The sequence below is a fragment of the Methylicorpusculum sp. genome (assembly GCF_030651835.1).
Taxonomy (GTDB): Bacteria; Pseudomonadota; Gammaproteobacteria; order Methylococcales; family Methylomonadaceae; genus Methylicorpusculum.
In genome coordinates this window covers 1-23,162 of record NZ_JAUSBX010000149.1, presented here as the reverse complement: position 1 = coordinate 23,162, position 23,162 = coordinate 1, and the positions used below count along the sequence as shown (strand labels likewise).

At 48.0% G+C, this 23,162-nt stretch carries 17 protein-coding genes; 12 read left to right on the top strand and 5 right to left on the bottom strand.

Annotated features, from left to right (window positions below):
- Positions 1 to 27: 27 nt before the first annotated feature.
- Positions 28 to 1,707, bottom strand: coding sequence for a tetratricopeptide repeat protein (locus tag Q7V32_RS19160; RefSeq protein ID WP_304898583.1), 1,680 nt, complete (start codon positions 1,705 to 1,707; stop codon positions 28 to 30).
- A gap of 333 nt (positions 1,708 to 2,040) precedes the next feature.
- On the opposite strand from Q7V32_RS19160, the gene Q7V32_RS19155 reads away from it, so the two are divergent.
- On the top strand, positions 2,041 to 2,496 hold the full coding sequence (locus Q7V32_RS19155) for a hypothetical protein (protein WP_304898582.1): 456 nt from the start codon (positions 2,041 to 2,043) through the stop codon (positions 2,494 to 2,496).
- Positions 2,497 to 2,588: 92 nt separating this feature from the next.
- Here Q7V32_RS19155 and Q7V32_RS19150 read toward each other — a convergent pair whose 3' ends face one another.
- On the bottom strand, positions 2,589 to 4,340 hold the full coding sequence (locus Q7V32_RS19150; RefSeq protein WP_304898607.1) for a DEAD/DEAH box helicase: 1,752 nt from the start codon (positions 4,338 to 4,340) through the stop codon (positions 2,589 to 2,591).
- Between the two features lie 493 nt (positions 4,341 to 4,833).
- On the opposite strand from Q7V32_RS19150, the gene dapA reads away from it, so the two are divergent.
- From dapA to Q7V32_RS19130, 4 genes are all read left to right on the top strand, one after another.
- Positions 4,834 to 5,712 carry a 4-hydroxy-tetrahydrodipicolinate synthase gene (gene dapA, locus Q7V32_RS19145; protein ID WP_304898581.1) on the top strand — a complete coding sequence of 293 codons (879 nt, stop codon included), beginning with the start codon at positions 4,834 to 4,836 and terminating at the stop codon, positions 5,710 to 5,712.
- Between the two features lie 3 nt (positions 5,713 to 5,715).
- Positions 5,716 to 6,372 carry an outer membrane protein assembly factor BamC gene (gene bamC / locus Q7V32_RS19140; RefSeq protein WP_304898580.1) on the top strand — a complete coding sequence of 219 codons (657 nt, stop codon included), beginning with the start codon at positions 5,716 to 5,718 and terminating at the stop codon, positions 6,370 to 6,372.
- A gap of 131 nt (positions 6,373 to 6,503) precedes the next feature.
- Entirely contained in the window at positions 6,504 to 10,391 is a 3,888-nt protein-coding gene (purL, locus tag Q7V32_RS19135) for a phosphoribosylformylglycinamidine synthase (RefSeq protein ID WP_304898579.1), read from the top strand.
- A gap of 200 nt (positions 10,392 to 10,591) precedes the next feature.
- Entirely contained in the window at positions 10,592 to 11,032 is a 441-nt protein-coding gene (locus tag Q7V32_RS19130) for an Hsp20/alpha crystallin family protein (RefSeq protein ID WP_304898578.1), read from the top strand.
- 115 nt (positions 11,033 to 11,147) lie between these two features.
- Here the strand turns inward: Q7V32_RS19130 and Q7V32_RS19125 are convergent, their stop codons facing one another.
- Positions 11,148 to 11,447, bottom strand: coding sequence for a hypothetical protein (locus Q7V32_RS19125; RefSeq protein WP_304898577.1), 300 nt, complete (start codon positions 11,445 to 11,447; stop codon positions 11,148 to 11,150).
- Positions 11,448 to 11,579: 132 nt separating this feature from the next.
- Between Q7V32_RS19125 and Q7V32_RS19120 the strand changes: the two genes are divergently transcribed.
- Both Q7V32_RS19120 and Q7V32_RS19115 read left to right on the top strand, forming a co-directional pair.
- On the top strand, positions 11,580 to 12,920 hold the full coding sequence (locus tag Q7V32_RS19120) for a histidine kinase (RefSeq protein ID WP_370691486.1): 1,341 nt from the start codon (positions 11,580 to 11,582) through the stop codon (positions 12,918 to 12,920).
- Positions 12,917 to 13,561 (top strand): response regulator transcription factor, encoded by a 645-nt coding sequence (locus Q7V32_RS19115; RefSeq protein ID WP_304898576.1) that lies wholly within the window; start codon positions 12,917 to 12,919, stop codon positions 13,559 to 13,561. Before Q7V32_RS19120 ends, Q7V32_RS19115 begins: the two co-directional genes overlap by 4 nt.
- A gap of 61 nt (positions 13,562 to 13,622) precedes the next feature.
- Here Q7V32_RS19115 and Q7V32_RS19110 read toward each other — a convergent pair whose 3' ends face one another.
- The gene (locus tag Q7V32_RS19110; RefSeq protein ID WP_304898575.1) at positions 13,623 to 15,266 is read right to left on the bottom strand and encodes an OFA family MFS transporter; all 1,644 of its coding nucleotides are present in this window, start codon (positions 15,264 to 15,266) and stop codon (positions 13,623 to 13,625) included.
- A 533-nt stretch (positions 15,267 to 15,799) separates the two neighbouring features.
- Positions 15,800 to 19,408, bottom strand: coding sequence for a hydantoinase B/oxoprolinase family protein (locus tag Q7V32_RS19105; RefSeq protein WP_304898574.1), 3,609 nt, complete (start codon positions 19,406 to 19,408; stop codon positions 15,800 to 15,802).
- A gap of 360 nt (positions 19,409 to 19,768) precedes the next feature.
- Between Q7V32_RS19105 and leuC the strand changes: the two genes are divergently transcribed.
- From leuC to Q7V32_RS19085, 5 genes are all read left to right on the top strand, one after another.
- Positions 19,769 to 21,166 carry a 3-isopropylmalate dehydratase large subunit gene (leuC, locus tag Q7V32_RS19100; protein WP_304898573.1) on the top strand — a complete coding sequence of 466 codons (1,398 nt, stop codon included), beginning with the start codon at positions 19,769 to 19,771 and terminating at the stop codon, positions 21,164 to 21,166.
- 15 nt (positions 21,167 to 21,181) lie between these two features.
- Complete coding sequence (gene leuD, locus Q7V32_RS19095) at positions 21,182 to 21,793, top strand: 3-isopropylmalate dehydratase small subunit (RefSeq protein WP_304898572.1); 612 nt, start codon at positions 21,182 to 21,184, stop codon at positions 21,791 to 21,793.
- A gap of 535 nt (positions 21,794 to 22,328) precedes the next feature.
- Complete coding sequence (locus Q7V32_RS20895; protein WP_370691487.1) at positions 22,329 to 22,529, top strand: DUF4258 domain-containing protein; 201 nt, start codon at positions 22,329 to 22,331, stop codon at positions 22,527 to 22,529.
- 1 nt (position 22,530) lies between these two features.
- Positions 22,531 to 22,746 (top strand): YgiT-type zinc finger protein, encoded by a 216-nt coding sequence (locus tag Q7V32_RS19090; RefSeq protein WP_304898571.1) that lies wholly within the window; start codon positions 22,531 to 22,533, stop codon positions 22,744 to 22,746.
- A 121-nt stretch (positions 22,747 to 22,867) separates the two neighbouring features.
- Positions 22,868 to 23,026 carry a hypothetical protein gene (locus Q7V32_RS19085; protein ID WP_304898570.1) on the top strand — a complete coding sequence of 53 codons (159 nt, stop codon included), beginning with the start codon at positions 22,868 to 22,870 and terminating at the stop codon, positions 23,024 to 23,026.
- Positions 23,027 to 23,162 lie beyond the last annotated feature (136 nt).

Here is a 23,162-nt window from a genome sequence, read left to right as displayed (position 1 = left end):
ATTAGCGTAAGAATCCCCGTTTATTTTCTATTTTCCTTTGAGTTCATTCAGCAGGCCTACTGCCGATTCTTGAGTTGTGAACTTATCCTGTATAGAAACGATTTTTTCTAATATTTCAATTGCGGTCTTTGTATTGCCGTTAGCGTCATAAGCTTTGGCAAGATGAAATTGAATGTCATAGACAGTTGGAGCTAACTCCGCTGCTTTCTTTAAAGTCTCCAACGCTTCCTTATTATGGCCTTGTTTTAGTAGAGAGGTTCCATAAGTGTCAGCTATAGCGGCTGAGTTGGGTGATTTGTTATAGGCTTGTTTGGCATAATCAAGTGATTTCGGGTCGTTTTGATCTTGATAAAGCATAGCTAGATTGTTAAGCACAATTGCATTATCCGGTTTTTCTTTCAGGATAAATTGATAGTGAGACTCGGCTTTAGGATAGTTTTTTTGGACATAGAATAAATTTGCCACTTTGAAATGCGCATCCAGATCTTGGTTGTTTTTATCAAGATAATTTTCTAGCATCTTGATTGCTTCGTCTGTTTTGCCTTGCGTAGTAAGCAAGCTGATAATATTATTTAAAAGCTTTGGGTTGGGTTGAATTTTGTAAGCTTGTTGATTGATATCCAGTGCTTTTTCGAGTTCATTTTGGGCAAGATAGACATCGGCTTTTAGCATTTTACCTACGGCTAATTTCGGGAATTGCGCTTCAATGTAGTTAGCTTGATTCAAAGCCTCTTCGAAATTTTTGGTTCTGATCAGCAAAGCAGTTTTAAGTGTTAATGCGGGGCCGTTATTAGGATCAATTTTCAAAGCCTCATTAATTAAATCAAGCGCTGCTTTTTGTTTGCCCTCCTGGTCTCCGGTTATTTGGGCGAGAAATAGGCGATGATCTATATCTTTTTCATCCTGGTTAATAATTTTTAAAAGTGTTTGTTCGCCTTCTTCCTGTTTTTTATTAAGAATTTGAGCTTTTGCGAGTAAAGAAAGTGATTGCTTGTCATCCGGATAGTTTTTCGCCAGGTTTTGAGTAAGGGTGAGCGCTTTTTCAGGCTGTTTTTTTAGTAAGTAAAATTTAAACAAGTTTTCAGTAACTTGAGTCTCTAGGTTTTTATCTCCCTTCACTCGATTAAGCGCAGTCGATAAGGCGCTTTCTACTTCTTGATCATTTTTTTGTTTATAAGCGATATCTGCTTTTAAAAAATACGCTTTGATTAGTTTTGGATTTAGAGCTAAGGCTTTGTTTGCAGAGTCTTCGGCCGATTTAAGATCATTGGTTTCTAAGCTTATGGTTGCTAGACCTAAAAGAGCGATCTGACTGTTCGGATTTAACTTAAGTGCTTGTTCGTAGCTTTTTACCGCTCCTTGGGGATTCTTTTTCAATGTTTGCAAGAGAGCTTGTAAGCTGTGATATTCGGATTCTTCTGGGTATTGCTTAAGCAAGGCTTTGACTTTTTCCTCCGCCTTATCGAGTTTGTTCTGCTTAACAAGTTCAAGTACACTTTGATAGCTTTCCTTTTTTTCATCCACTTCAGATGATTGGAATGATTCTAGGATTGAAAATCCTTGGTCTGTATCGGTGTTAAGTTCAGGTTTATCAAATATATCATCGCTCTTAATGTCAAAGTTTGCCGCTTGGCTTGTTGAGCAAATAATCAGTAAAGCTAGGCTTACGGCTAAGCCGGAGTGGTATTGTCGAATAATTGGGTTCATTTGATTTCTCATGGATAAAAAATAAATTTTTAAATTGATGTATGCAGTTACGTGACGAAAGCCCCGTTTATTGGGTTGAACAGTCAGGTACTTGTCTATTAAAAAAATCTTTCGTATAGGTGCGGCTCTCTTGATGATTGAGGGTTCTTATATTTATAACCCTATCATTATGTGTTCGAACAGGGCAATAGTAATAATGGTTTTTGCCAAATGGAAATTCATTTTAGATAGGGTGATGAAATTTAACTTTAATAGTATAGTCTTTGACAGTAATGCCAATAGAGCTGATCTTGTCGCTGTTTATTTAATATTTGTTATTTCTGGAGTTTCAAAATGGCACTGGGCCAAGAAGATCTGATTCAAATTCAGCAATTGATCGACAAAACGCTGGCTTCGCGGCCGGAAGCGGCTAATGCCAATGTGCGTTATGAGTTGGATATTCGAGAGCGTATCGTGCGCGTCGAAGAAGAGCTTAAGCACCAGCGAGAACTGATGCTGCAAGGGTTTGAAAATAGCAATAAACGGTTTGAAGAAGTCAATAAGCATTTTGATGAAGCGCGCTCTGATGTCAACAAGCGTTTTGAAGAAATGCGTGCTGATATGAATAAACGCTTCGAGCAAGTCGATAGGCGTTTTGAGCAGGTCGATAAGCGTTTTGAACAAGTGGATAAACGCTTTGAGCAAATTGAAAAACACTTGACCATCATTACCCAGCGCATGGACAGGTTCATGTTCTGGTCGTTAGGTTTGACCGTTTCTGCTGTTATCGCTATCGTTAAGCTGACTTGAGTCTTTGACTGTTATTAGATCCAAGGATGACATTGGGTCGAAATTTCAAATGTCATCCAATGGATATTTCAAGCGTCAATCGTTTTTTAATATTACTCTTGCGGACGTTTGCTTTTTTTGGACGTGGAACTCATTCTTTTTTTACTTTTGTCTTTGCTGGCTATTTCGCCCATCCTGGAAATATTAAGCGGCAGTCCTGCCACGCGTACTTTTTTTAAGTCATTGAACAAGTCTTTGGGCATGCCGGCTGGCAGTTCGACTGTGCTGTAATTCTCTTCAATTTTAATGCGCGCAATATGATCGCCGTCAAGGCCGGTTTCGTTGGCGATTGCGCCGACGATATTGCCGGGTTTAACGCCATGGCTGCGGCCGACTTCTATTCTATAGGTTTCCATTTCTACGTCACTTTCCCCACTGCGTCTGGGTTTGCGGTCGCTACGATCGCGCGCGGGTTTGTCGCTGTTGTCAAATTTTGAAGGGCGACTGTCGCTGCTGGATTCTCTAGTGCTTTTAGGCGGATTTTTGATCAGTAATGGCGTATCACCTTGGACAATTTTAGCCAATGCCGAAGCGATTTGGATGGCGGTAACATTGTGTTCGGTCTGATATTGTTCCATCAGTTGAGTAAAGAAACTCAATTCTTCAGCCGCCAGCGTGTCGGTAATGCGTTGTTTGAAGCGGCTGATTCTTTTATTGTTGATGACTTCTGTCGAAGGCAATCCCATTTCTTCCACTTTTTGCCGGGTCGCTTTTTCTATGTTGCTGAGCAAGCGTCTTTCGCGAGGTGAAACAAAAAGGATGGCATCACCCGTGCGTCCTGCGCGGCCTGTGCGGCCTATGCGATGGATATAGGCTTCGGTATCGTAAGGAATGTCGTAGTTAATTACGTGGCTGATACGTTCCACATCCAATCCACGTGCGGCGACATCGGTAGCAACCAGTATATCTAGCTGACCGTTTTTAATGTGGGCGATGGTGCGTTCTCTTAAAGCCTGGGACATATCGCCGTTAATCGCAGACGCTGAATAACCCCGGGCCTCCAGCTTTTCGGCAAGCTCGATCGTTGCGGTTTTGGTACGGACGAAAATGATGATGCCGTCAAATGTTTCGGATTCAAGGATGCGCGTCAGTGCGTCCAACTTATGAATGCCGCTAACCAGCCAATAACGCTGGCGAATGGTTTCTGCTGTTGAGGTGCGAACTTTTACGGTAATTTCTTCGGGATTGTTAAGATGGGTTTGTGCTATTTTGCGAATAACCGCAGGCATGGTTGCCGAAAATAAAGCGATTTGACGCTTTTTAGGCGTTTGTTCCAGTACCCATTCAACATCATCAATAAAGCCCATGCGCAACATTTCATCGGCTTCATCAAGAACCAGGCAGGTCAGTGCATCCAGTTTTAGTGTGCCTTTGCGCATGTGATCCATGACCCGGCCTGGCGTACCAACAATGACGTGTGGTCCACGTTTCAGCTGTTTCAGCTGGGTGGTGTAATCTTGGCCGCCGTAAATAGGCAGTACGTGAAAGCCCTTAAGATAGGTTGCATAGCGTTGAAACGCTTCAGCTACCTGTATGGCCAATTCGCGGGTAGGTGCCAGTACCAAAACCTGGGGTTCGGTTTTCTTTAAATCGATTTTTGACAACAGCGGCAGTGCGAAGGCGGCCGTTTTGCCTGTTCCTGTTTGTGCTTGTCCCACCACGTCTCGACCTTCGAGTACATAGGGGATGATTTGTGCTTGAATAGGGGAGGGAGATTCATAGCCAACATCATCCAGTGCTTTTAGCAGAGGTTCAATCAGTGCTAGTTCACGGAAAGTGGGGAAAGTTGAATCATCATTGGTCATGCATTTACCTGTAAAATTGGATTGGCGCATCAGCGCGAGGGTTTTATGGGGATAGATTATACCGTAATACCTGTTTTGCTGCATGGAGAATCAGATTGGCAAGCGTGATTTGTTGTGTAGAGGATTGGTTTTATTGAGAAATTAAGGTGCAATTTTTGGAGAAGCGAGGTGTTGTAGCCATAAAGTTCATCACTTGGATTTTCCACTGGGGATGCCAAAATCATTTACCCCAACTCATCAATTGATGTATGAATAACGGCGGTCTATGCCGAAATCATCTAATGTCAAAGGTTTTGGACATGAAGGGTCATCACAAGGCTTAGCGCTTGGTTCATGCCGGGTAAATCAGCTGTTATCCGTTTGAAAAATTGCTTGCTCTGGTTGCGATGCTTCAGGTGACTTACGTATAAATGCACTATCGAGCTGAGTTTTAATTTTTTGCTTGGTATAATGCCGGACCATTTTTTTGTTTTAATATCATCGAGAGATTTGCATGATTCAAGGTAGTATCGTTGCGTTGGTTACACCCATGGATGAGAGTGGCAGCATAGACCAGGTCAGCCTGAAAAATTTGGTTGAGTTTCACATTGAACAAGGAACGGATTCTATTGTTGCGGTAGGCACAACAGGTGAGTCTGCGACGCTTAATGAGGAAGAGCATTGTGAAGTGATTGCTGCAATCGTCGGCTACGCGGCGGGGCGTATTCCTATTCTTGCCGGAACCGGAGCCAATTCAACTTCGGAAGCACTGGAATTGACGCGCAGGGCCAAAGCAGCCGGTGCCGATGCCTGCTTACTGGTAACGCCTTATTATAACAAGCCAACGCAGGAAGGATTGTATCTGCATCATAAGCTGATTGCCGAAGCCGTCGATATTCCACAAATTCTTTACAATGTGCCTGGGCGGACTGCCGTTGATATGTTGCCTGAGACCATAGCGCGCCTGTCGGAAATCGAAAATATCGTAGGCGTCAAAGAGGCGACCGGCAAACTTGAACGATATAGACAAATCAGAGATTTATGCGGTGACGATTTCGCGTTGTATTCAGGCGATGATGCAACCAGCTGCGATTTTTGTCTGTTGGGTGGCAACGGCACCATAACCGTCACAGGCAATGTGGCGCCCCGCCTGGTTCACGAGATGATTCATGCTGCAATAGACGGTGATCGTGAAACCGCCTTGGCTATCGATGCCAAATTAACGGGTTTGCACAGACATCTGTTCATCCAATCCAATCCGATTCCGGTTAAATGGGCCTTGGCGGAAATGGGATTAATCAAACAAGGCATCCGTTTGCCGTTGACCTGGTTGACCGAAGAATGTTTCGACACGGTTCGAGCCGCCATGCGTCAGGCTGAGGTTATCGAGTAGCCTATGTACAGGTTTTTTTTAAGGTCTGTTTTACTAATCATTCTTCTGAGCTCCGGACCCGGTTGCAGCCGGATTAAGAGCTGGTTTCCTGATAAAGAAAAAGATTATCAGTTTAAAGCTGAAATACCGGATTTAATCGTCCCGGATGATCTCGGGCATCATACGATCAGAAAGTCTCCAACTGCCAGCGTAACTCAACCGGTCACCACCACGGCAGCTGTTCAGGCAGAGTCTGCTGAGACTGGAGAGTCTGAAGAAGCAAGTGAAACGGCCACGGTAGAACGCGTTGGGGGTACCGATGGAAACCGTTTGCGCTTGAGTGAAAATATGTCCAGAACCTGGCGGGTGGTGGGCAAGGCACTCAGCCGGAAGTCGGTTGAGATCGTCTCGCGCGATCGGGCCAATGGCGTCTTTATCGTTCAATTCGATCCTGACGAACTTAAAGTGACGGATGATTCCTTTTGGGATGAAATGCTGTTTATGTTGGGTGCCACCGGGGGTGGCACTGAGCTTGAATACCGCGTCAAACTGATCGAGTACGAAGGATTCACCGAGATTTTTATTTTGGATGAGAAAGAAAAGCCTTTATCCGAAGGGAAAGGTTTAGCGCTGCTGACTCTTTTGCAAAAGGCAATCGAAGAGGACATTGATGATGATTAGGACCTTGGGCCGGGTTTGGCGTTAGCTTACCCGGCTTCGGAACCTCTGAATCCGTTTGCACATCAAATCAAGTTTGTCCTGTAAACCAGTGATTGTCCTCACCGAATTTTAAATTTCCAACACCTATTACTATGCTATTAATTCCCGGTACCACCGCACTTTCCGGTTTTCGCGTCACAAAATTGTTGACCGAGCTGCAATCCATTGATGCTTCAATTCTGACCGTTTCAGCCCATTATGTTCATTTTGTTGAGCTGACTCAGCCATTAGATGAAAGTCAGTCCGCTATTTTAAACAGGCTGTTAAGTTACGGCGAGAGTTTGGCCGAAAAGGCTGAAGACAGTCCTGATTTTCAATTGACTGTTTTTCCCAGGCCAGGCTCCATTTCTCCCTGGTCCAGTAAAGCTACTGAAATTGCGCAGCGCTGCGGATTAACTGATGTCAATCGCATTGAACGCGGTATCGAATATCAGTTGAAAAGCCAGTCATCGCTCGGTGAGTCTTCCCTTTCCAAGATTGGGGCCGCCTTGCATGATCGAATGACGCAAGTGGTTAAAGCCAGCAATTTGATAGGGGAAGAGGACTTATTCGCGCACCATGAGCCGCAACCGTTACAGCGGGTTGGCGTGATCGAGTCTGGCCGGGCTGCGTTGGTGTCGGCCAACAGTGACTTGGGTTTGGCGCTTTCCAATGATGAAATCGATTATTTGACCGATAGTTTTCAAAAATTAGGCCGTAATCCGTCTGATGTCGAGTTGATGATGTTCGCTCAAGCCAATTCCGAACATTGCCGCCATAAAATTTTTAATGCCCGCTGGACAATTGACGGAGTTGAGCAAGCCGAAAGTTTGTTCGGCATGATTCGTCATACCGCGGAGCAAAGCCCTTACGGCATTTTATCGGCTTACCACGATAATGCTTCCGTAGCCGAAGGGTCCAAGACGCAGGTTTTCATCCGCAATGCGATGACCGGCGAATATGCTTATGTCGAAGAAGAAGCCCATCTGCTGATGAAGGTGGAAACGCACAATCACCCAACTGCGATTTCTCCGCATCCGGGCGCTGCTACAGGCTCGGGAGGAGAAATTCGCGATGAAGGGGCGACGGGGCGAGGATCGGCAACCAAAGCCGGTTTGACCGGGTTTAGTGTTTCCCATTTAAAAATCCCAGGTTTAAATCAGCCCTGGGAAACAGACAACGGCAAGCCCGGCCGGATTGCTTCAGCTTTGGAGATCATGCTGGAAGGCCCTATCGGCGGTGCTGCGTTTAACAATGAATTCGGCAGGCCCAATCTGGCCGGTTATTTCCGAAGTTTCGAACAAGTCGTTCCTGATAGTAACGGTGCCGCTCTCCGCGGTTACCACAAGCCGATTATGATCGCCGGCGGCATGGGCAATATTCGTCCCATGCTGGTCAATAAAAACGTGATTCCGCCCGGTTCGCTAATCATCATATTAGGCGGACCCGCCATGCTGATTGGTTTGGGAGGTGGCGCGGCTTCCTCGCAAACCTCGGGGGAAAGCTCGGAAGCGCTGGATTTTGCATCAGTGCAACGCGAAAATCCTGAAATGGAACGACGCTGTCAGGAAGTCATCAATCATTGTAATTCTCTGGGTGATGAGTCGCCGATTGTGTCCATTCATGATATCGGTGCGGGCGGCTTATCGAATGCAGTTCCGGAAATTATTCATGATTGTGACCGTGGCGGCCGCTTTGAGCTGCGCGATGTGCTGAATGCCGATAAAGGCATGTCGCCTATGCAGATCTGGTGTAACGAAGCCCAGGAACGCTATGTTGTTGCGATCAGGCCCGAGTCTCTGGAACTGTTTAAATCATTCTGCGAGCGGGAGCATTGTCTTTTTGCCGTGATCGGCGAGGCGACTGAAGCGGAGCATCTGGAACTTAGCGATGCATTATTGGGTGATAAGCCGGTGGATTTGCCGATGTCGGTCTTATTCGGCAAACCGCCTAAAATGCACAGAGATGTAAGTCATCTGAAGGTGCATCACAGCTCACTCGACTTTGACGCGGTTCTGATTGATGATGCGGTTCGCCGTGTCCTGTCGTTTCCAGCGGTAGCCGATAAAAGTTTCCTGATTCATATCGGCGACCGTTCTGTAACCGGGCTGGTAGCGCGTGATCAAATGGTGGGGCCCTGGCAAGTGCCGGTTGCCGATGTTGCAGTAACCGCGACCGGCTTTTATGCGGTGACCGGTGAAGCCATGGCGATGGGTGAGAGAACGCCGCTGGCCGTTATCAATGCCCCGGCGTCAGGCCGTATGGCAATTGGTGAAGCACTAACCAATCTGGCTGCTGCCCGGATTGAGTCATTAAAGCACATTAAACTTTCGGCCAACTGGATGGCGGCGGCCGGCGCACCGGGTGAAGATGCCGCCTTATTTGATACAGTCAAAGCCATAGGCAAGCAATTATGCCCGGCTTTAGGTCTGGCTATACCAGTAGGGAAGGACTCGTTGTCGATGAAAACGGTCTGGAAGGAAGCCGGCCGTGAAAAAATCATGACGGCGCCGGTCTCGTTAATCGTTTCCGCTTTCGCGCCGGTTTTGGATGTGACCCGGACCCTGACGCCGCAGTTGCGTGATGAAGATAGTGAACTGTTACTGATTGATTTGGGCCAAGGCAAAAACCGGCTCGGCGGTTCCGTATTGGCGCAGGTTTATCGGCAAATGGGCGATGAAACGCCGGATCTGGACGATGCCGGATTATTTACAGCGTTTTTTAATGTGATTCAACAATTGAATCAACAAGATCGATTGCTGGCTTATCATGACCGTTCCGATGGCGGACTGCTTGCTGCGGTTGCTGAAATGATGTTTGCCGGTCGCTTAGGCGTTAATCTGAATATCAGCGCCTTGGGGTCGGATGTTTTAGCAGCCTTGTTTAATGAAGAATTGGGTGCCGTTGTGCAGGTACGCAAGCAGGATTGCGAGAGGGTTCTGGCTCAATTGACCGAAGCCGGACTGGGCGCCTGTAGTCATAGAATTGGCGAGATTGCGGCTGCGCAGTCTTTGCTTATCTTCGATGGTGAGCAAACAATATTTTCAGCCACGCGTGCCGAATTGCAAACTACCTGGTCCGAAGTCAGTTACCGGATGCAGGCTTTACGCGATAATCCTGATTGCGCTGAACAGCAATTCGAACGCATTAGAGATGATCTGGATCCCGGCTTGAATGCGGTGCTCACTTTTGATTCGAATGAAAACGTGTGTGCGCCGTTTATCAACTCAGCAAGGCCCAAAGTCGCCATCTTGCGTGAGCAAGGGGTAAACGGTCATGTCGAAATGGCGGCGGCATTTGACAGGGCGGGCTTTACTGCGATAGACGTGCACATGAGCGACATCATTCATGGCCGGATCAGTCTGAAGGATTTTACCGGCTTGGCCGCTTGCGGCGGATTCTCTTACGGAGATGTGCTGGGTGCCGGCGGCGGCTGGGCCAAATCCATTTTATTCAATGCACGGGCCAGAGAAGAATTTTCGGCCTTTTTCCAAAGACAGGACACGTTTGGTTTGGGTGTTTGCAACGGTTGTCAGATGATGTCCGGTTTGCAGGAAATTATTCCGGGGGCCGAGCATTGGCCGCGTTTCATGCGGAATGACTCCGAACAGTTCGAGGCCCGGGTTGCTCTTGTTGAAGTGCAGGAGTCACCGTCCATCTTGTTTGCCGGTATGGCCGGTTCACGAATGCCGGTTGTTATCGCTCATGGCGAAGGGCGCGCCGAATTTAATATTGATCCTGCTGTTGCACTAGAAGCCGGGGCAGTTTCTTTGTGCTATGTAGACAATGAAGGGGAGTTGACGACGGAGTTTCCGGCAAATCCCAATGGTTCTCCTTTTGGTATTACCGGGTTGACCACGCGAGACGGCCGTTTCACGATTATGATGCCGCACCCTGAGCGTTGTTTCAGAACGATGCAGAATTCCTGGCATCCCGGTGATTGGGGTGAATATGGACCTTGGATGCGATTATTTAGAAATGCCCGTGACTGGGTGGGTTGAAAAGAAAAGGAAAGACCTTATATTCGTTGTGACTCAAGTTGGAAATGGATAACTGACTGAACTGCCGGTTGAAATTTCAGGGTGAAAAATCGGATCACATGAAGATAGATTGGATTATCGGCAGTTACAGTCAGGTGGATTATTTTTGACCCTGTCTTAACGTTTAAACCAATAATTTATTGATTAGTGTGGAGGTTGTTATGGCTATCACCCGATATGAACCTTGGAGTTTATTGAATCAATTACAAAAAGAACTGGAGCGTGCGCATGAAAAAACGGCGGTTGATGGAGGCTCCACGTCAACCGCAGAATGGGCGCCTGCAGTCGATATAAAAGAAGAAGCGGATAAATTTGTCTTGTATGCGGATATCCCCGGAGTCAAACCCGAGGAAATCGATGTGAGTATGGAAGACGGCATTCTGACCGTAAAAGGCGAGAAAAAAACGGAAGCCAAAACCGAAACTGAAGGTTATAAACGCGTCGAACGCACCTATGGCTCGTTTTACCGCCGTTTCAGTCTACCTGACACAGCCAATGCCGATGCCATATCGGCAAGATCAAAGCTCGGTGTCCTGGAAATCACAATACCTAAAAAAGAAGCCGTTCAACCCAAGAAAATTAGCGTATCCGCCGAAGAGTAAGTCAATCCGGCTTTTTCCAGTCCTCCGGTCTTTTCGGAGGACTGGTTTATTCATTAAACCGAAGTTTCCCAGTTTTTATAGGGTTGTCCAGGCTTGTAAGAGAACTCTGTTTGCATTAATAGTTGCCGTCTTTCCGGTAGGGATTGCCGGAGCCGTTAGACCGCGAAAGCGAATCCAGGTCACAAGAATGTGAAAGTCCAACGCCATCCATGGCTTCTGGACCCCGGCAATCCCTGCCGGGGCGACGCCTACTATTAACGCGAATATAGCCTTTTTTCGTCCATCGAAAGAGGGTTGGCAACAATACCGTTAAGGTAATTCCCTCGAAATGAAGCGATAGATGGTATCCGTAAGAGCGGGCCATGTCCGCGATTGAACCCGCGAATGAAAGACCCACCATCCCTTTCGCGGGCATGGCCCGCTCCTACAAAATACGATTACCTTAAATGCATTCGTTTTGTCGTTTATGGATGATCACAAAAATAAAAAAAGAATTTTTCCTATAGGTTGTTGTGACAAGTAACCAGATAATGCTTGTTTAAACACGATGCCCCCTAAAGCGATGAGCTTACGTTTTCAAATCAATGTTCGAATAGTCCTGACCAGCATTTTAATCTTGTTGATAGGCGGTGCTGTCGCTATCTGGCATGCACGGGGGGCTGTCGATCGCGAAGTCGAATCCTCATTGAACCTGACCTTGCAACTGGTCCAGCTCAGTTTTTCCCAAAACAAACGCAGTAATTTTGATGTCAACGAATGGCTTCCGGGATTTGTGGCGATGAGGCAAACGCGGCATTTGACGATTCAGCTGAAAAAGCCCAGCGGTGAAATCGTCAATTTTAATTCTGTTCAAGAGCGTCGTAGCGATAAAGAAATGCCGCCTCGCTGGTTTATCAAGCTGGTGTCCAGCCAGTATCCGGAAGTTGAAAAACAGCTGACGACAACGGATGGACAATCGATTACGCTACTGATCAAAGCCAATCCGCTGGATGAAATTTCCGAAGTCTGGGAAGAAAGCCTCGCCTTTTTTGTGTCATTGGTCGTCATGACATTGATGACTTGCCTCGCGGTAAATTTGGCATTTAATAAAGCCCTGAAATCTATCGGGGTTATCGTTGAGGGTTTAAAAAACATTGAAACCGGTCATTACGATCTGAAATTACCCGAGTTCTCCATCAATGAATACGACAGTATTGCCGGCGCCATCAATCATATGACCGAAGTTCTGGATGCCGCGAACAAGGAGAACAGCGCGTTAACCCAGCACTCACTGGAGATTCAGGAAGAAGAACGCCAAAATCTTTCCCAGGAGCTGCATGATGAGCTGGGGCAATCATTAACCGCCATCAAAGTCATGGCGGTTACAGTCAAAAATAAAAAAGCCGAAACCGATCAAATCGCCGATACCATTATTTCGATTTGTGATCATCTGATTACCGTTGTCCGGTCCATGATGCGCAGTCTTCATCCTATCAGTCTCAAGGAATTAGGGCTTAAAGCGACACTGGAGGAGCTGTTGAATCAATGGGCAGTCAGAAATCCCGAACTGAAATTAACACTGGAATGTCCTGATGAAGTCGACAGTCTCGATCATAAAATGACGATTCAGGTTTTCCGGGTTATCCAGGAGTGTTTGACCAATGTCGTGCGCCATGCCAATGCCAGTCAGGCTATTATTAAATTGGCTCTGGGCCATGAGTCTCAACAGGGTCCAGTGTTATTTTTGGACATTTCCGACAATGGAAAGGGCTGCGCCCCCGATTCGCTCAAGTCCGGATTCGGTATGTTGGGTATGAGAGAGCGCATCAAGAGTTTGGGAGGCGATTTTTTTATTCGTACCGACAGTTCAAAAGGATTATCCGTAACCGCCACTGTACCGTTAAGATGAATGAAGCCATCAAAGTCATATTAGTCGATGATCATGCCGTAGTCCGAGCCGGATTCCGCTTGCTGCTGTCCGCCGTACCGAATATTCAGGTCATCGCCGAGGCGGAACGGGGCGAACAAGCCTGCCAGCTGTATCTGGATAACAAGCCGGATGTGATGGTGCTGGATTTATCCATGCCCGGTATTGGCGGATTGGAAAGCATCCGGCGTATCTGCAACCGGGATAATCAGGCCAAAATTCTGGTATTCAGTGTTCATGATGAACAGGTTTATGTGAACAGGGCCATGATGGCCGGAGCCAAAGGCTATATCACCAAAAATTCCGCACCGGCTATTCTGGTCGAGGCCATACAGAAAATTTCTGAAGGCGGGGAGTACATTGAAGACGGCTTGTTAAAAAACACAACTATCGCGGGTAATCCCACCGATTACCGGGCCTTGATTGAATCCTTGTCAGCCAGAGAGTTTGATGTGTTTTGCCTGCTGGCTAAAGGCCTGACGATGCATAAAGTCGCCGACGAGCTCTGTCTGGGCTATAAAACTGCCGCCAATTACGGCACACAAATCAAAAATAAATTAAAAGTGTCCACCGTGGCCGAGCTGGCGCATATCGCGATGGCGCTGGGTGTGGTGAAAAAATAAATCGACAGGGCATTTGGCTGAAGCACGAACTTAAGAACTGATCGTACCTGCCATAGGTTCATCAGGAAAAAAACTTACCGGCAGTGATCAAGGTATTGACTATGCCCCAGCTCAGAGGAATGCCCACCGCCAACCAGGCCAGCCAAACTGTTAATGGATGACTGCGGATGTTGGTATAAACCATTTCATCCGCATCATGGGCGTGTATTTTTTTATATTCCAGGCGCTTTTCTTCTTCCAGTTCGGCACCCGTCATAAACCACTTGTCATCAACAGGCCGTATCAGCAAATTACAGATCAGGCCTATCACCAAGAGTCCTGCCAGGATAAGCATGGTCTGGTTGTAAACCTGCTCGCGTGGCAGGCCCAGGCTTAATTGATATTCACGCATGTAGTTGACGACCACTGGGCCGAGAATTCCAGCCGTTGACCATGCCGTCAGCAAGCGGCCATGAATGGCACCCACCATTTGTGTGCCGAACAAGTCGGCAAGATAGGCCGGAACGGTCGCAAATCCTCCGCCATACATGCTTAAGATCAGACAAAACGCGGCGACAAATAAGGCTTTGTTTCCGGTCATTGCCAGTTCCGGAATACTAACGTACAAAAGCCCGCCCAGTACAAAAAATACAATGAAGGTCAGTTTTCTGCCCAGCCAATCGGACAAGCTGGCCCAGACAAATCGCCCGCCTATGTTGAAGAGGCTTAATAATGCGGTAAAACCGGCGGCTAAACCGGCAATTGAAGCCAGCTGGGTTTTATCCAACCCGGTAAAAGGCTTGTCAATGCCGATCAGCTGACCGCCGAATACTTCCTGCAACATCGGCGATGACATACCGATGACGCCGATACCGGCGCTGACATTCATGCATAACACCACCCATACCAGCCAGAATTGCTTGATCTTGAATACATTTTTCACATGTACATGACCGTGGGTTACCATCGTTTTGTTTTGCTCCGGAACGGGTGGCGTCCATCCGGCAGGTTGCCAGCCGGTAGCGGGAATCCGGTAACTTAATGCACCTGCCATCATGAAGATAAAGTAAATCCCTGCCATGGCTATCAAGGTCTGCATCACGCCGACATCGGTTTCGGTCGCAAAGAACTTCATTAAAGCCGTTGCCAAAGGGGAGCCAATCATCGCGCCCCCGCCGAATCCCATGATGGCCATCCCGGTTGCCATGCCGCGCCGGTCAGGAAACCATTTAATCAGCGTCGATACCGGTGAGATATAACCCAATCCCAAGCCTACCCCACCAATCACGCCCGAACCCAACAGCATGATCCAGAATTGATGCAGGTAAATGCCTAAAGCGGAAAGCAGCATGCCGCCGCACCAGCACAAAGCGCTGACCACACCGGCTTTGCGGGGACCGACATATTCCAGCCAGCCGCCCCAAATGGCGGCAGAAGAACCCAATAGCACGAAAAACAGCGTGTACATCCAGCCTAATGTGGCAATGCTCCAATCGCAATTGGTAACAAATAGCTCCTGGAAAAAGCCGACTTCCGGTCCGCATTCAATGCTTTCTTTGATGCCTATTGCCCGGGATAGCGGCAGCCAAAATACCGAAAAACCATACGCCATGCCTATGCATAAATGAATTGACAATGCAGCGGGCGGCACCAGCCAGCGATTAAAGCCGGGACCGGCAATGGTGTGTTCCTTGGCTAAGAAGCCCGGTTTCGTATTCTGGGTCATGATGGTAGTTAGTTGATTCAGTTTCTGTCTGAAGAATAAGGGCTTATTTTCACGGGGGCATAGCTTAAACTAATGTCTGCAGTTTGTGTTCACTTTTGGGGCTTTCCAGTAATTTCCGGTTGGACGATAAAAAAGGGGTGACTTAAGCTTTGCGAGGATGTCCGGCAGCAGGGATGCTGCCGTCAAGCCCCCATGGAAGGGTCTACGGCGTTCCTCGCAAGGCTTAAGTCACTCCTTAAAGTCATATAAAATTTCAAACTGGGAATTGGTGGGGACTTCTCAAAAAGGTCTCCTGAAAATGCCTGTGATTGCGTTAAAAATGGGTGTCGCCCCGGCATGGATTGCCGGGTCCATAAGCCATGGATGACGTTGGGCTTTCACATTCTTGTGGCTTGGATTACGGCAATCCATGCCGGAATGACGGCAAAGATGTACTTTCAACTACTCACGCGAACAGTGCTTTGAAAAAGGGGAGAAAGAGGGATTTATTAAAAATCCTTCCCTATTTCGGGAAGTTATTTGTGCCCCTATCCTTAGTCATTATTGTTAACAGAACCAAAACCGCCGCCGCCCGGTGTTTCGATGATTATCTGATCGCCCGGATTAACGAGAATTTCCGCGCAACCGGCCAGCAGATCTTCCGTTCCATCATTCCGGATAATACGGTTCCCTCCGGGTTTACCGGGCGAGCCACCTTGTAAACCGAAAGGCGGTTTTATGCGGTGACTGGACAGTATGCCCGTTGTCATTGCTTCGAGAAATTCGAAGCGCCTGATAACGCCTTCGCCTCCTCGATAACGGCCACTGCCTCCGCTACCGGCACGAATCGAGAATTCTTTCAATAACACCGGAAATCGCCATTCCAGTATTTCCGGATCGGTGATGCGTGAGTTGGTCATATGGGTATGGACGGCATCAGCGCCGTTAAAACCATCGCCTGCACCTGCGCCGCCGCAGATGGTTTCGTAATACTGATAGCGTGCATTGCCGAAGGTGAAGTTGTTCATTGTGCCTTGCGAGCCAGCCAGCACAGCTAATGCGCCATAAAGTGCATCGACAACGTATTGCGAAGTTTCAACGTTTCCGGCTACAACGGCAGCCGGATAACACGGATTGAGCAGGCAGCCTTCCGGAAGGGTGATTTTCAGCGGTTTCAGGCAACCTGCGTTGAGAGGAATGTCGTCTTGAACCAGGGTTCTGAAGACATAGAGCACCGCCGCTTTACAAACCGCAGCCGGTGCATTGAAGTTACCGCTCATTTGGGCAGACGTGCCGGTGAAGTCGATGTGGGCTGACCGGTGAGTGCGGTCGATAGTAACGTGTACAGCGATTTTTTCGCCCTGATCTAATGCGTATTCGAAACGTCCCTCATTAAGCTGGGTCAGCACGGCGCGGACACAGGCTTCGGCGTGGTCTTGCACATGCTGCATATAGGCAAAAACAACCGGCAACGAATAGGCAGCGACCAATGCCGACAGTTCCTGGGCACCCTTTTGATTGGCGGCAATTTGTGCCTGCAAGTCGGCAATATTCTGATCAGGATTACGGGCTGGATTAGAGTTGCTATTGAGCCATGCGCGAATTTCGGTTTCCTGAAAACTTCCTTGATCCAGTATTTTCAGTCCGTCGCTGATAACGCCTTCATCGTCGATAGACCGGCTATCGGCAGGCATAGAGCCGGGTGAAATGCCGCCAACGTCGGCATGATGGCCGCGCGATGCGACAAAGAACAACAACTGCCGGTTAGCGTCGCAAAATACCGGCGTCACTACCGTAATATCGGGTAGATGCGTGCCGCCGGCGTAGGGGGAATTGAGTAAATAAGCATCGCCGGGCAAAAATTGCCCCGCCAGTTTTTCCAGCAAGGCTTTGACGCTTTCGCCCATCGAACCCAAATGCACTGGAATATGCGGAGCATTGGCGATTAACTCACCCGCTGCATCGAACACGGCGCAGGAAAAGTCCAAGCGTTCTTTGATGTTGACCGAGTGAGCGGTGTTTTGCAGTACAAAGCCCATTTGCTCTGCCGCGGACATAAAGCGCTTGTTGAAAATCTCCAGTAATACCGGATCAGCATGGGTGCCCAGCGCCAGATCACGTTGCGGGTGTCTTCGGCTTAGCAGTAAATCGCCGTTGGCATGCAACACCCCTTGCCAGCCCGGTTCAATCACAATGGTCGAGGTTGGCTCGATAATGATCGCAGGGCCTGCTACGGCAGATCCTATCTGCAACCGGTCACGGTAATAAATCGGTGAATTGTGCCAACTATTCTCGCTGAACGTTCGACTGATCATTTCGGCTTGTCCGTCGCGGTTTTGACTGCTGAATACCGTTGTATCAGGCGGATTGGAATCACTTGCGATGCACTCGACTTCCAGCGCAGCGATCAATACAGCTCGGTTAGTGTAAAAAAATCCAAATTGACGACGGTATTTGGATTCAAAGTTGCTGATTAGCTTTTGCGAGTCATCATCAAAGTCGACAGTGAGCGACGTATCGGTACCCTGAAATCGTAGGGCCAGCCGCCATTGGGCGCTGATCTGCTGGTCTTCCAGGCCCTGCAGATGTAAAGCCGAGCGGCCTTGTTGTTCCAGTTCAGCCAGATGATTTTTGAGACTTTCAAAACTGACCGTGTCCCAGGTTTGTTCCAATGCGTGCTCTTTAAGCACCCGAAAGTCCGCCAGTCCCATGCCGTAGGCCGACAAAACGCCGGCCAAAGGATGCAGCAGCACGGTCTGCATGCCCAGCCGGTCCGCAATTTTGCAGGCATGCTGAGCCCCAGCCGCACCATAACAGCACAAGGCATATTCCGTCAGGTTATAACCTTTTTGCACCGAGATTTTTTTGATGGCTTCGGCCATGTTCTCTATGGCAATCGCCAAGAATCCTTCGGCCACTTGTTCAGGACTTCGCAAGTCGCCTGTTGCGGCATGGATGCGGCCGGCTAGCTCGGCAAACTGGTGTTGAACGCAGTCGGTGTCGGGCGGCAGATTGCCGTCCGGTCCGAAAACAGCCGGAAAGCAGGGCAGTTTGCCCAGCATCAGATTGGCATCGGTGACTGTTAAAGGGCCTCCTCGCCGGTAGCAGGCAGGGCCGGGATCGGCTCCAGCCGACTCAGGTCCGACCCGATAACGCAAGCCATCGAAATACAAAATTGAACCGCCGCCTGCCGCGACGGTATGAATAGCCATCATCGGCGTGCGGATTCGGACCCCGTCTATTTCCGTTTCAAACGTCCGTTCGAGTTCTCCCGCATAATGCGCAACATCGGTAGACGTTCCGCCCATGTCAAAAGCAATGATTTTTTTGATGCCGGCGCGTTTGGCAACAGCTATTGCTCCGACGATGCCACCGGCAGGGCCGGAGAGTATGCTGTCCTTGCCTTGAAAGGCCGACGCTTCAATCAGGCCGCCGTTGGATTGCATGAATAACAACCGGGGGGATTTACCGTTACCGCCCAAACCGTTCGTAACCTGAGCGACATAACGGCGCAACAGTGGCGAAAGGTAAGCGTCGATAACCGAAGTATCGCCACGTCCGACGATTTTAGGTAAAGGACTTACCTGATGCGACAGGGATATCTGGGAAAAGCCCACCGCTCTGGCGATCTCGCCTAGCGCCTGTTCGTGCTGCGGATAGCGCCAGGCGTGAATTAATACAATCGCAACGGCACGAATACCTTGAGTATAAACAGCTTGTAATTGCAGTCGAGCCTCTTCGGTATCCAGCCCTTGCAGCACTTCACCTTGAGCGTTGACGCGCGCATTGATTTCGATGACAGTCTGATAGAGCATGCCGGGGCGGCGAATATTCAAAGCAAAAATGTCCGGCCGGTTCTGATAACCGATGCGCAGACAATCTTTGAAGCCGCGATTGACAAGCAGAGCCACTGCTTCACCCTTGCGTTCCAACAAAGCATTAGTGCCTACCGTGGTGCCCATTTTTACGGTATCGATCAAACTGGCAAGGGGCGCGTCAGCGGGTAACTGTAAAATGTCGCGCATACCTTGCAAGGCCGCATCTGCGTATTTTTGAGGGTTTTGCGATAACAGCTTTCGCGTGACCAGTTGTCCTTCGGGGTTACAAGCGACAATGTCGGTAAAGGTTCCGCCCCGATCGATCCAGAATTGCCAGCCTGCCATACCGTAATAACCTATTGGAAAAAATTAACGAAGAAATTAATGCCTAAACAGGCCGATAGTATATCGTGCTAAGGCCTGGATCTGGGTATTATGAAAGGCAGTATCAAGCACAACATTAAAGCTGAATAGGATGTGCTGAACAGCGTGAAGCGCATCAGCATCGTTTGCGATTGATGCGCTTCGTCCCTCGGCACATCCTACAAATCATACTTATTCTGCATTGGAAGAGACTGCAAATTGCAAACAGGATCTCTTTTAGGAGACAATAATCCGTTACGCACTGTTTTACTGTGCATTTTGAATACCCCTAACACGCCATACGCTCGATCTTGAGCCGCTATGCAAGCTTTGGAATACGCTATGAAAAAGACCATGTATGAAAAAATCTGGGACAGCCATCTTGTCGTTGATGCGGCTGGACAGGCACCCTTGCTCTATGTTGATCGCCATCTTATGCATGAAGTGACCAGTCCTCAAGCCTTTGAGGGTCTTCGGTTGGCTGGCCGCAAGGTGCGCAACCCGCACAGTATTCTTGCTACGATGGACCATTGCGTACCGACCAAAAATCGCGATCTGCCCATTGCCGATCCAATTGCCAAAAAGCAGATCGAAACGATGGCTGAAAATTGCAAGGAAAACGGCCTGAACCTGTACGACATGAAAAATCCAAATAACGGTGTCATTCACGTGGTTGTACCGGAACATGGTTTTGTTCACCCCGGCATGGTCGTGGTTTGCGGCGACAGCCATACAGCGACCCATGGCGCTTTCGGCGCACTGGCTTTCGGCATTGGAACGTCAGAGGTCGAGCATGTTATGGCCACTCAAACCCTGCCGCAGAAAAAATCCAAAACCATGCAGATTGTGGTCAATGGCGAGTTATCAAAATACGCTTCGGCAAAGGATATTGCGCTGGCGATTACCGGCAAAATCGGTACAGCAGGCGGCACCGGTTACGTCATTGAATATACCGGTCCGGCGATCAGAGCGCTGTCGATGGAAGGCCGTATGACGCTGTGCAATATGGCGATTGAAGCCGGAGCCAGAGCCGGCTTGGTTTCACCCGATGAAAAAACCTACGACTATATCAAAGGGCGCGAGTTTGCTCCATCCGGTGACTATTGGGATCAGGCGCTGGCTTACTGGAAAACGCTGCCTAGCGACGAAGGCGCGGTATTTGATGCCACTGTCATCCTCAATGCGGCCGATATTGCGCCGCAAGTGTCTTGGGGCACATCACCCGAGCAAGTGACCGGAGTTGATAGCGTTGTGCCGGATCCGGAAAGTTTTAGTGATGAAGGCAAACGTAAAGCCTGCGAAAGCGCCTTGGCTTATATGGGCTTGACGCCGAACACCAAAATAACCGACATCCCGGTGGATCTGGTTTTTATCGGCTCTTGCACCAATGGCCGCATTGAAGATTTCCGGATTGCCGCTGATGTGGCCAAAGGCACTAAAGTAGCACAAGGGGTCACCGCGATTGCTGTACCCGGTTCTTATCATGTCAAAAAACAGGCAGAGGAAGAGGGGCTGGATAAAATTTTTATCGATGCCGGTTGGGAATGGCGTGATCCGGGTTGCTCCATGTGTCTGGCGATGAATGGCGACGAACTGACCAAAGGTCAGCGCAGCGCGTCGACTTCAAACCGAAATTTTGAAGGCCGTCAAGGTAAAGGCGGACGCACTCACTTGGTTTCGCCCGCCATGGCTGCGGCCGCTGCGGCTGCTGGCCATTTTGTTGATATTCGCAAACTTTAAAGACCGGAAAGAATTATGGAACCGTACAAAAAACATGAAAGTATTGCTGCCTTGATGAACCGCAGTAATGTCGATACCGACCAGATCATCCCCAAGCAGTTCTTGAAAAAAGTTGAGCGCAGCGGTTTTGGCAAACACCTTTTCCACGACTGGCGTTTTAACGACGACGGCAGCGATAACCCTGAATTCGAGTTGAATAAGCCGGCATTTAAAGGCGCCAAGATCCTGGTCGCGGGTGACAACTTCGGCTGCGGCTCATCACGCGAACATGCGCCCTGGGCGATTGCCGATTATGGTTTCAATACCATTATATCCACCAGCTATGCCGATATTTTTTATAACAACTGTTTTAAAAACGGCATTCTGGCTATCAAAACCGATAAGGCCCAACTGGACAAATTGATGGCTGAAATCACCAACAACGAAGGCGTAAAGTTTGTTGTCGATCTTGAAAACCAGCAAGTGACCACGCCCGGCGGCAATGGCTTTAGTTTTGAGATTGATCCGTTCCGCAAAGGCAACCTGCTCAGCGGACTGGACGACATCGGTTTGACCTTAAAGCATGTTGATAAGATTGATGAGTATGAAGTCCAGCATAAAAATGATTTTCCGTGGCTTTGGGTTTAAACTTAAAAATCCTTAACGTTGAGGCCCATTGAAAACACTGGCCGTAAGCGCTGGGTTTTCCTAACACTCAACCCTGCAGCACTTGTAATCCGATATTGTAAAGTTATACATAAATCTAAATTCGAAAGAGTATGCTTGATCTTTTCATTAATAGCACCAATATTTCTAATGCCTTTTTATGAAAAAAAGATGGATGGAATAGAGTCAATATTTTATTACTTACTAACGGCGTATCTCATTTATAACCTAATCCCTCATGCAATATTAATCGTAACTGCTATACCTCTACGTTTATATTTAATTTTCAAGAAATGGTAGGTAAGGGCCGTAGGCTGGGTTGAATGCAATGAAACCCAGCGAAACCTAAAATGCTGGGTTTCGCTTCCGCTCTACCCAGCCTACATGGATGCGTTAAGCTATTGATGATCAAATGATGAAGAATAAAATCATTGAGTCGGCAAAGAAAAAAATCCTTTTCTTGCCTCACGCGGTCAAACAGATGTCTCGACCGGATAGAATGATTTCAACAGATTAAATTCGGGAAGCTGTTTTTTATGGGGAAATAATTGAAGAATATCCGGAAGATCTAAGAGGCGAGAGTTGTTTTGTTTTTCATACTAAAGATCAGCGTGTTATTCATGTAGTTTGTTCGCCGAAAGTCGAATATTTGGCGATTATCAACGCTTATTTGCCCGCCGCAGATCAATGGTCAGCGGATTTTAAAGTGAGGAAATAAAATGGAATGCTTTCATTGCAAAGGTAAAATGATCCAAGGTCACTCACCCTTCAGTGCGGGCCGTAATGGCTATCATATTTCCTGGGAAGCGGTTCCCGCTTGGGTTTGCACGCAATGTGGGGAAGCGCTTTTTGAAGAAAACGAAGTGAATCATATTCAAAAAGCTTTAAAGAATATTGATTCTGAAACATTAGCCTTAACACGAAAAATAGCGTAACAAAAAATTCAAACCAAGCTTATATACGCAAGCGCGTTGGGTTCGGCGAACGCTGTGAGCCTACAACACTGATTAACAATTTAAATGTCGATTGATGAAATTTACTCAATACTTCCAATCAATGAGCCAGCGTCCCGATAGGGCGACCATTGACATTGAATGGATTCAACGAGTCATTGAGCACCCGATAAAAGAGATTGTTCAACAAGATGGTAGAATTCGCCGTTGGGCAGCTATTGAAGAAGCGAATGGTAAGTATCTGAGAGTTATATTGCTGTAACTATTCAGACCCCCACTAAAAAACTGTATTTTTAAGCCACCAAGACTTATTCTGTGCGCCATGCAACTGAGCGATCATGATCTAAACCAACTGGATGAAGACAAGCTTCTTGACCTGCCGGAAGAGGATTTGCGTC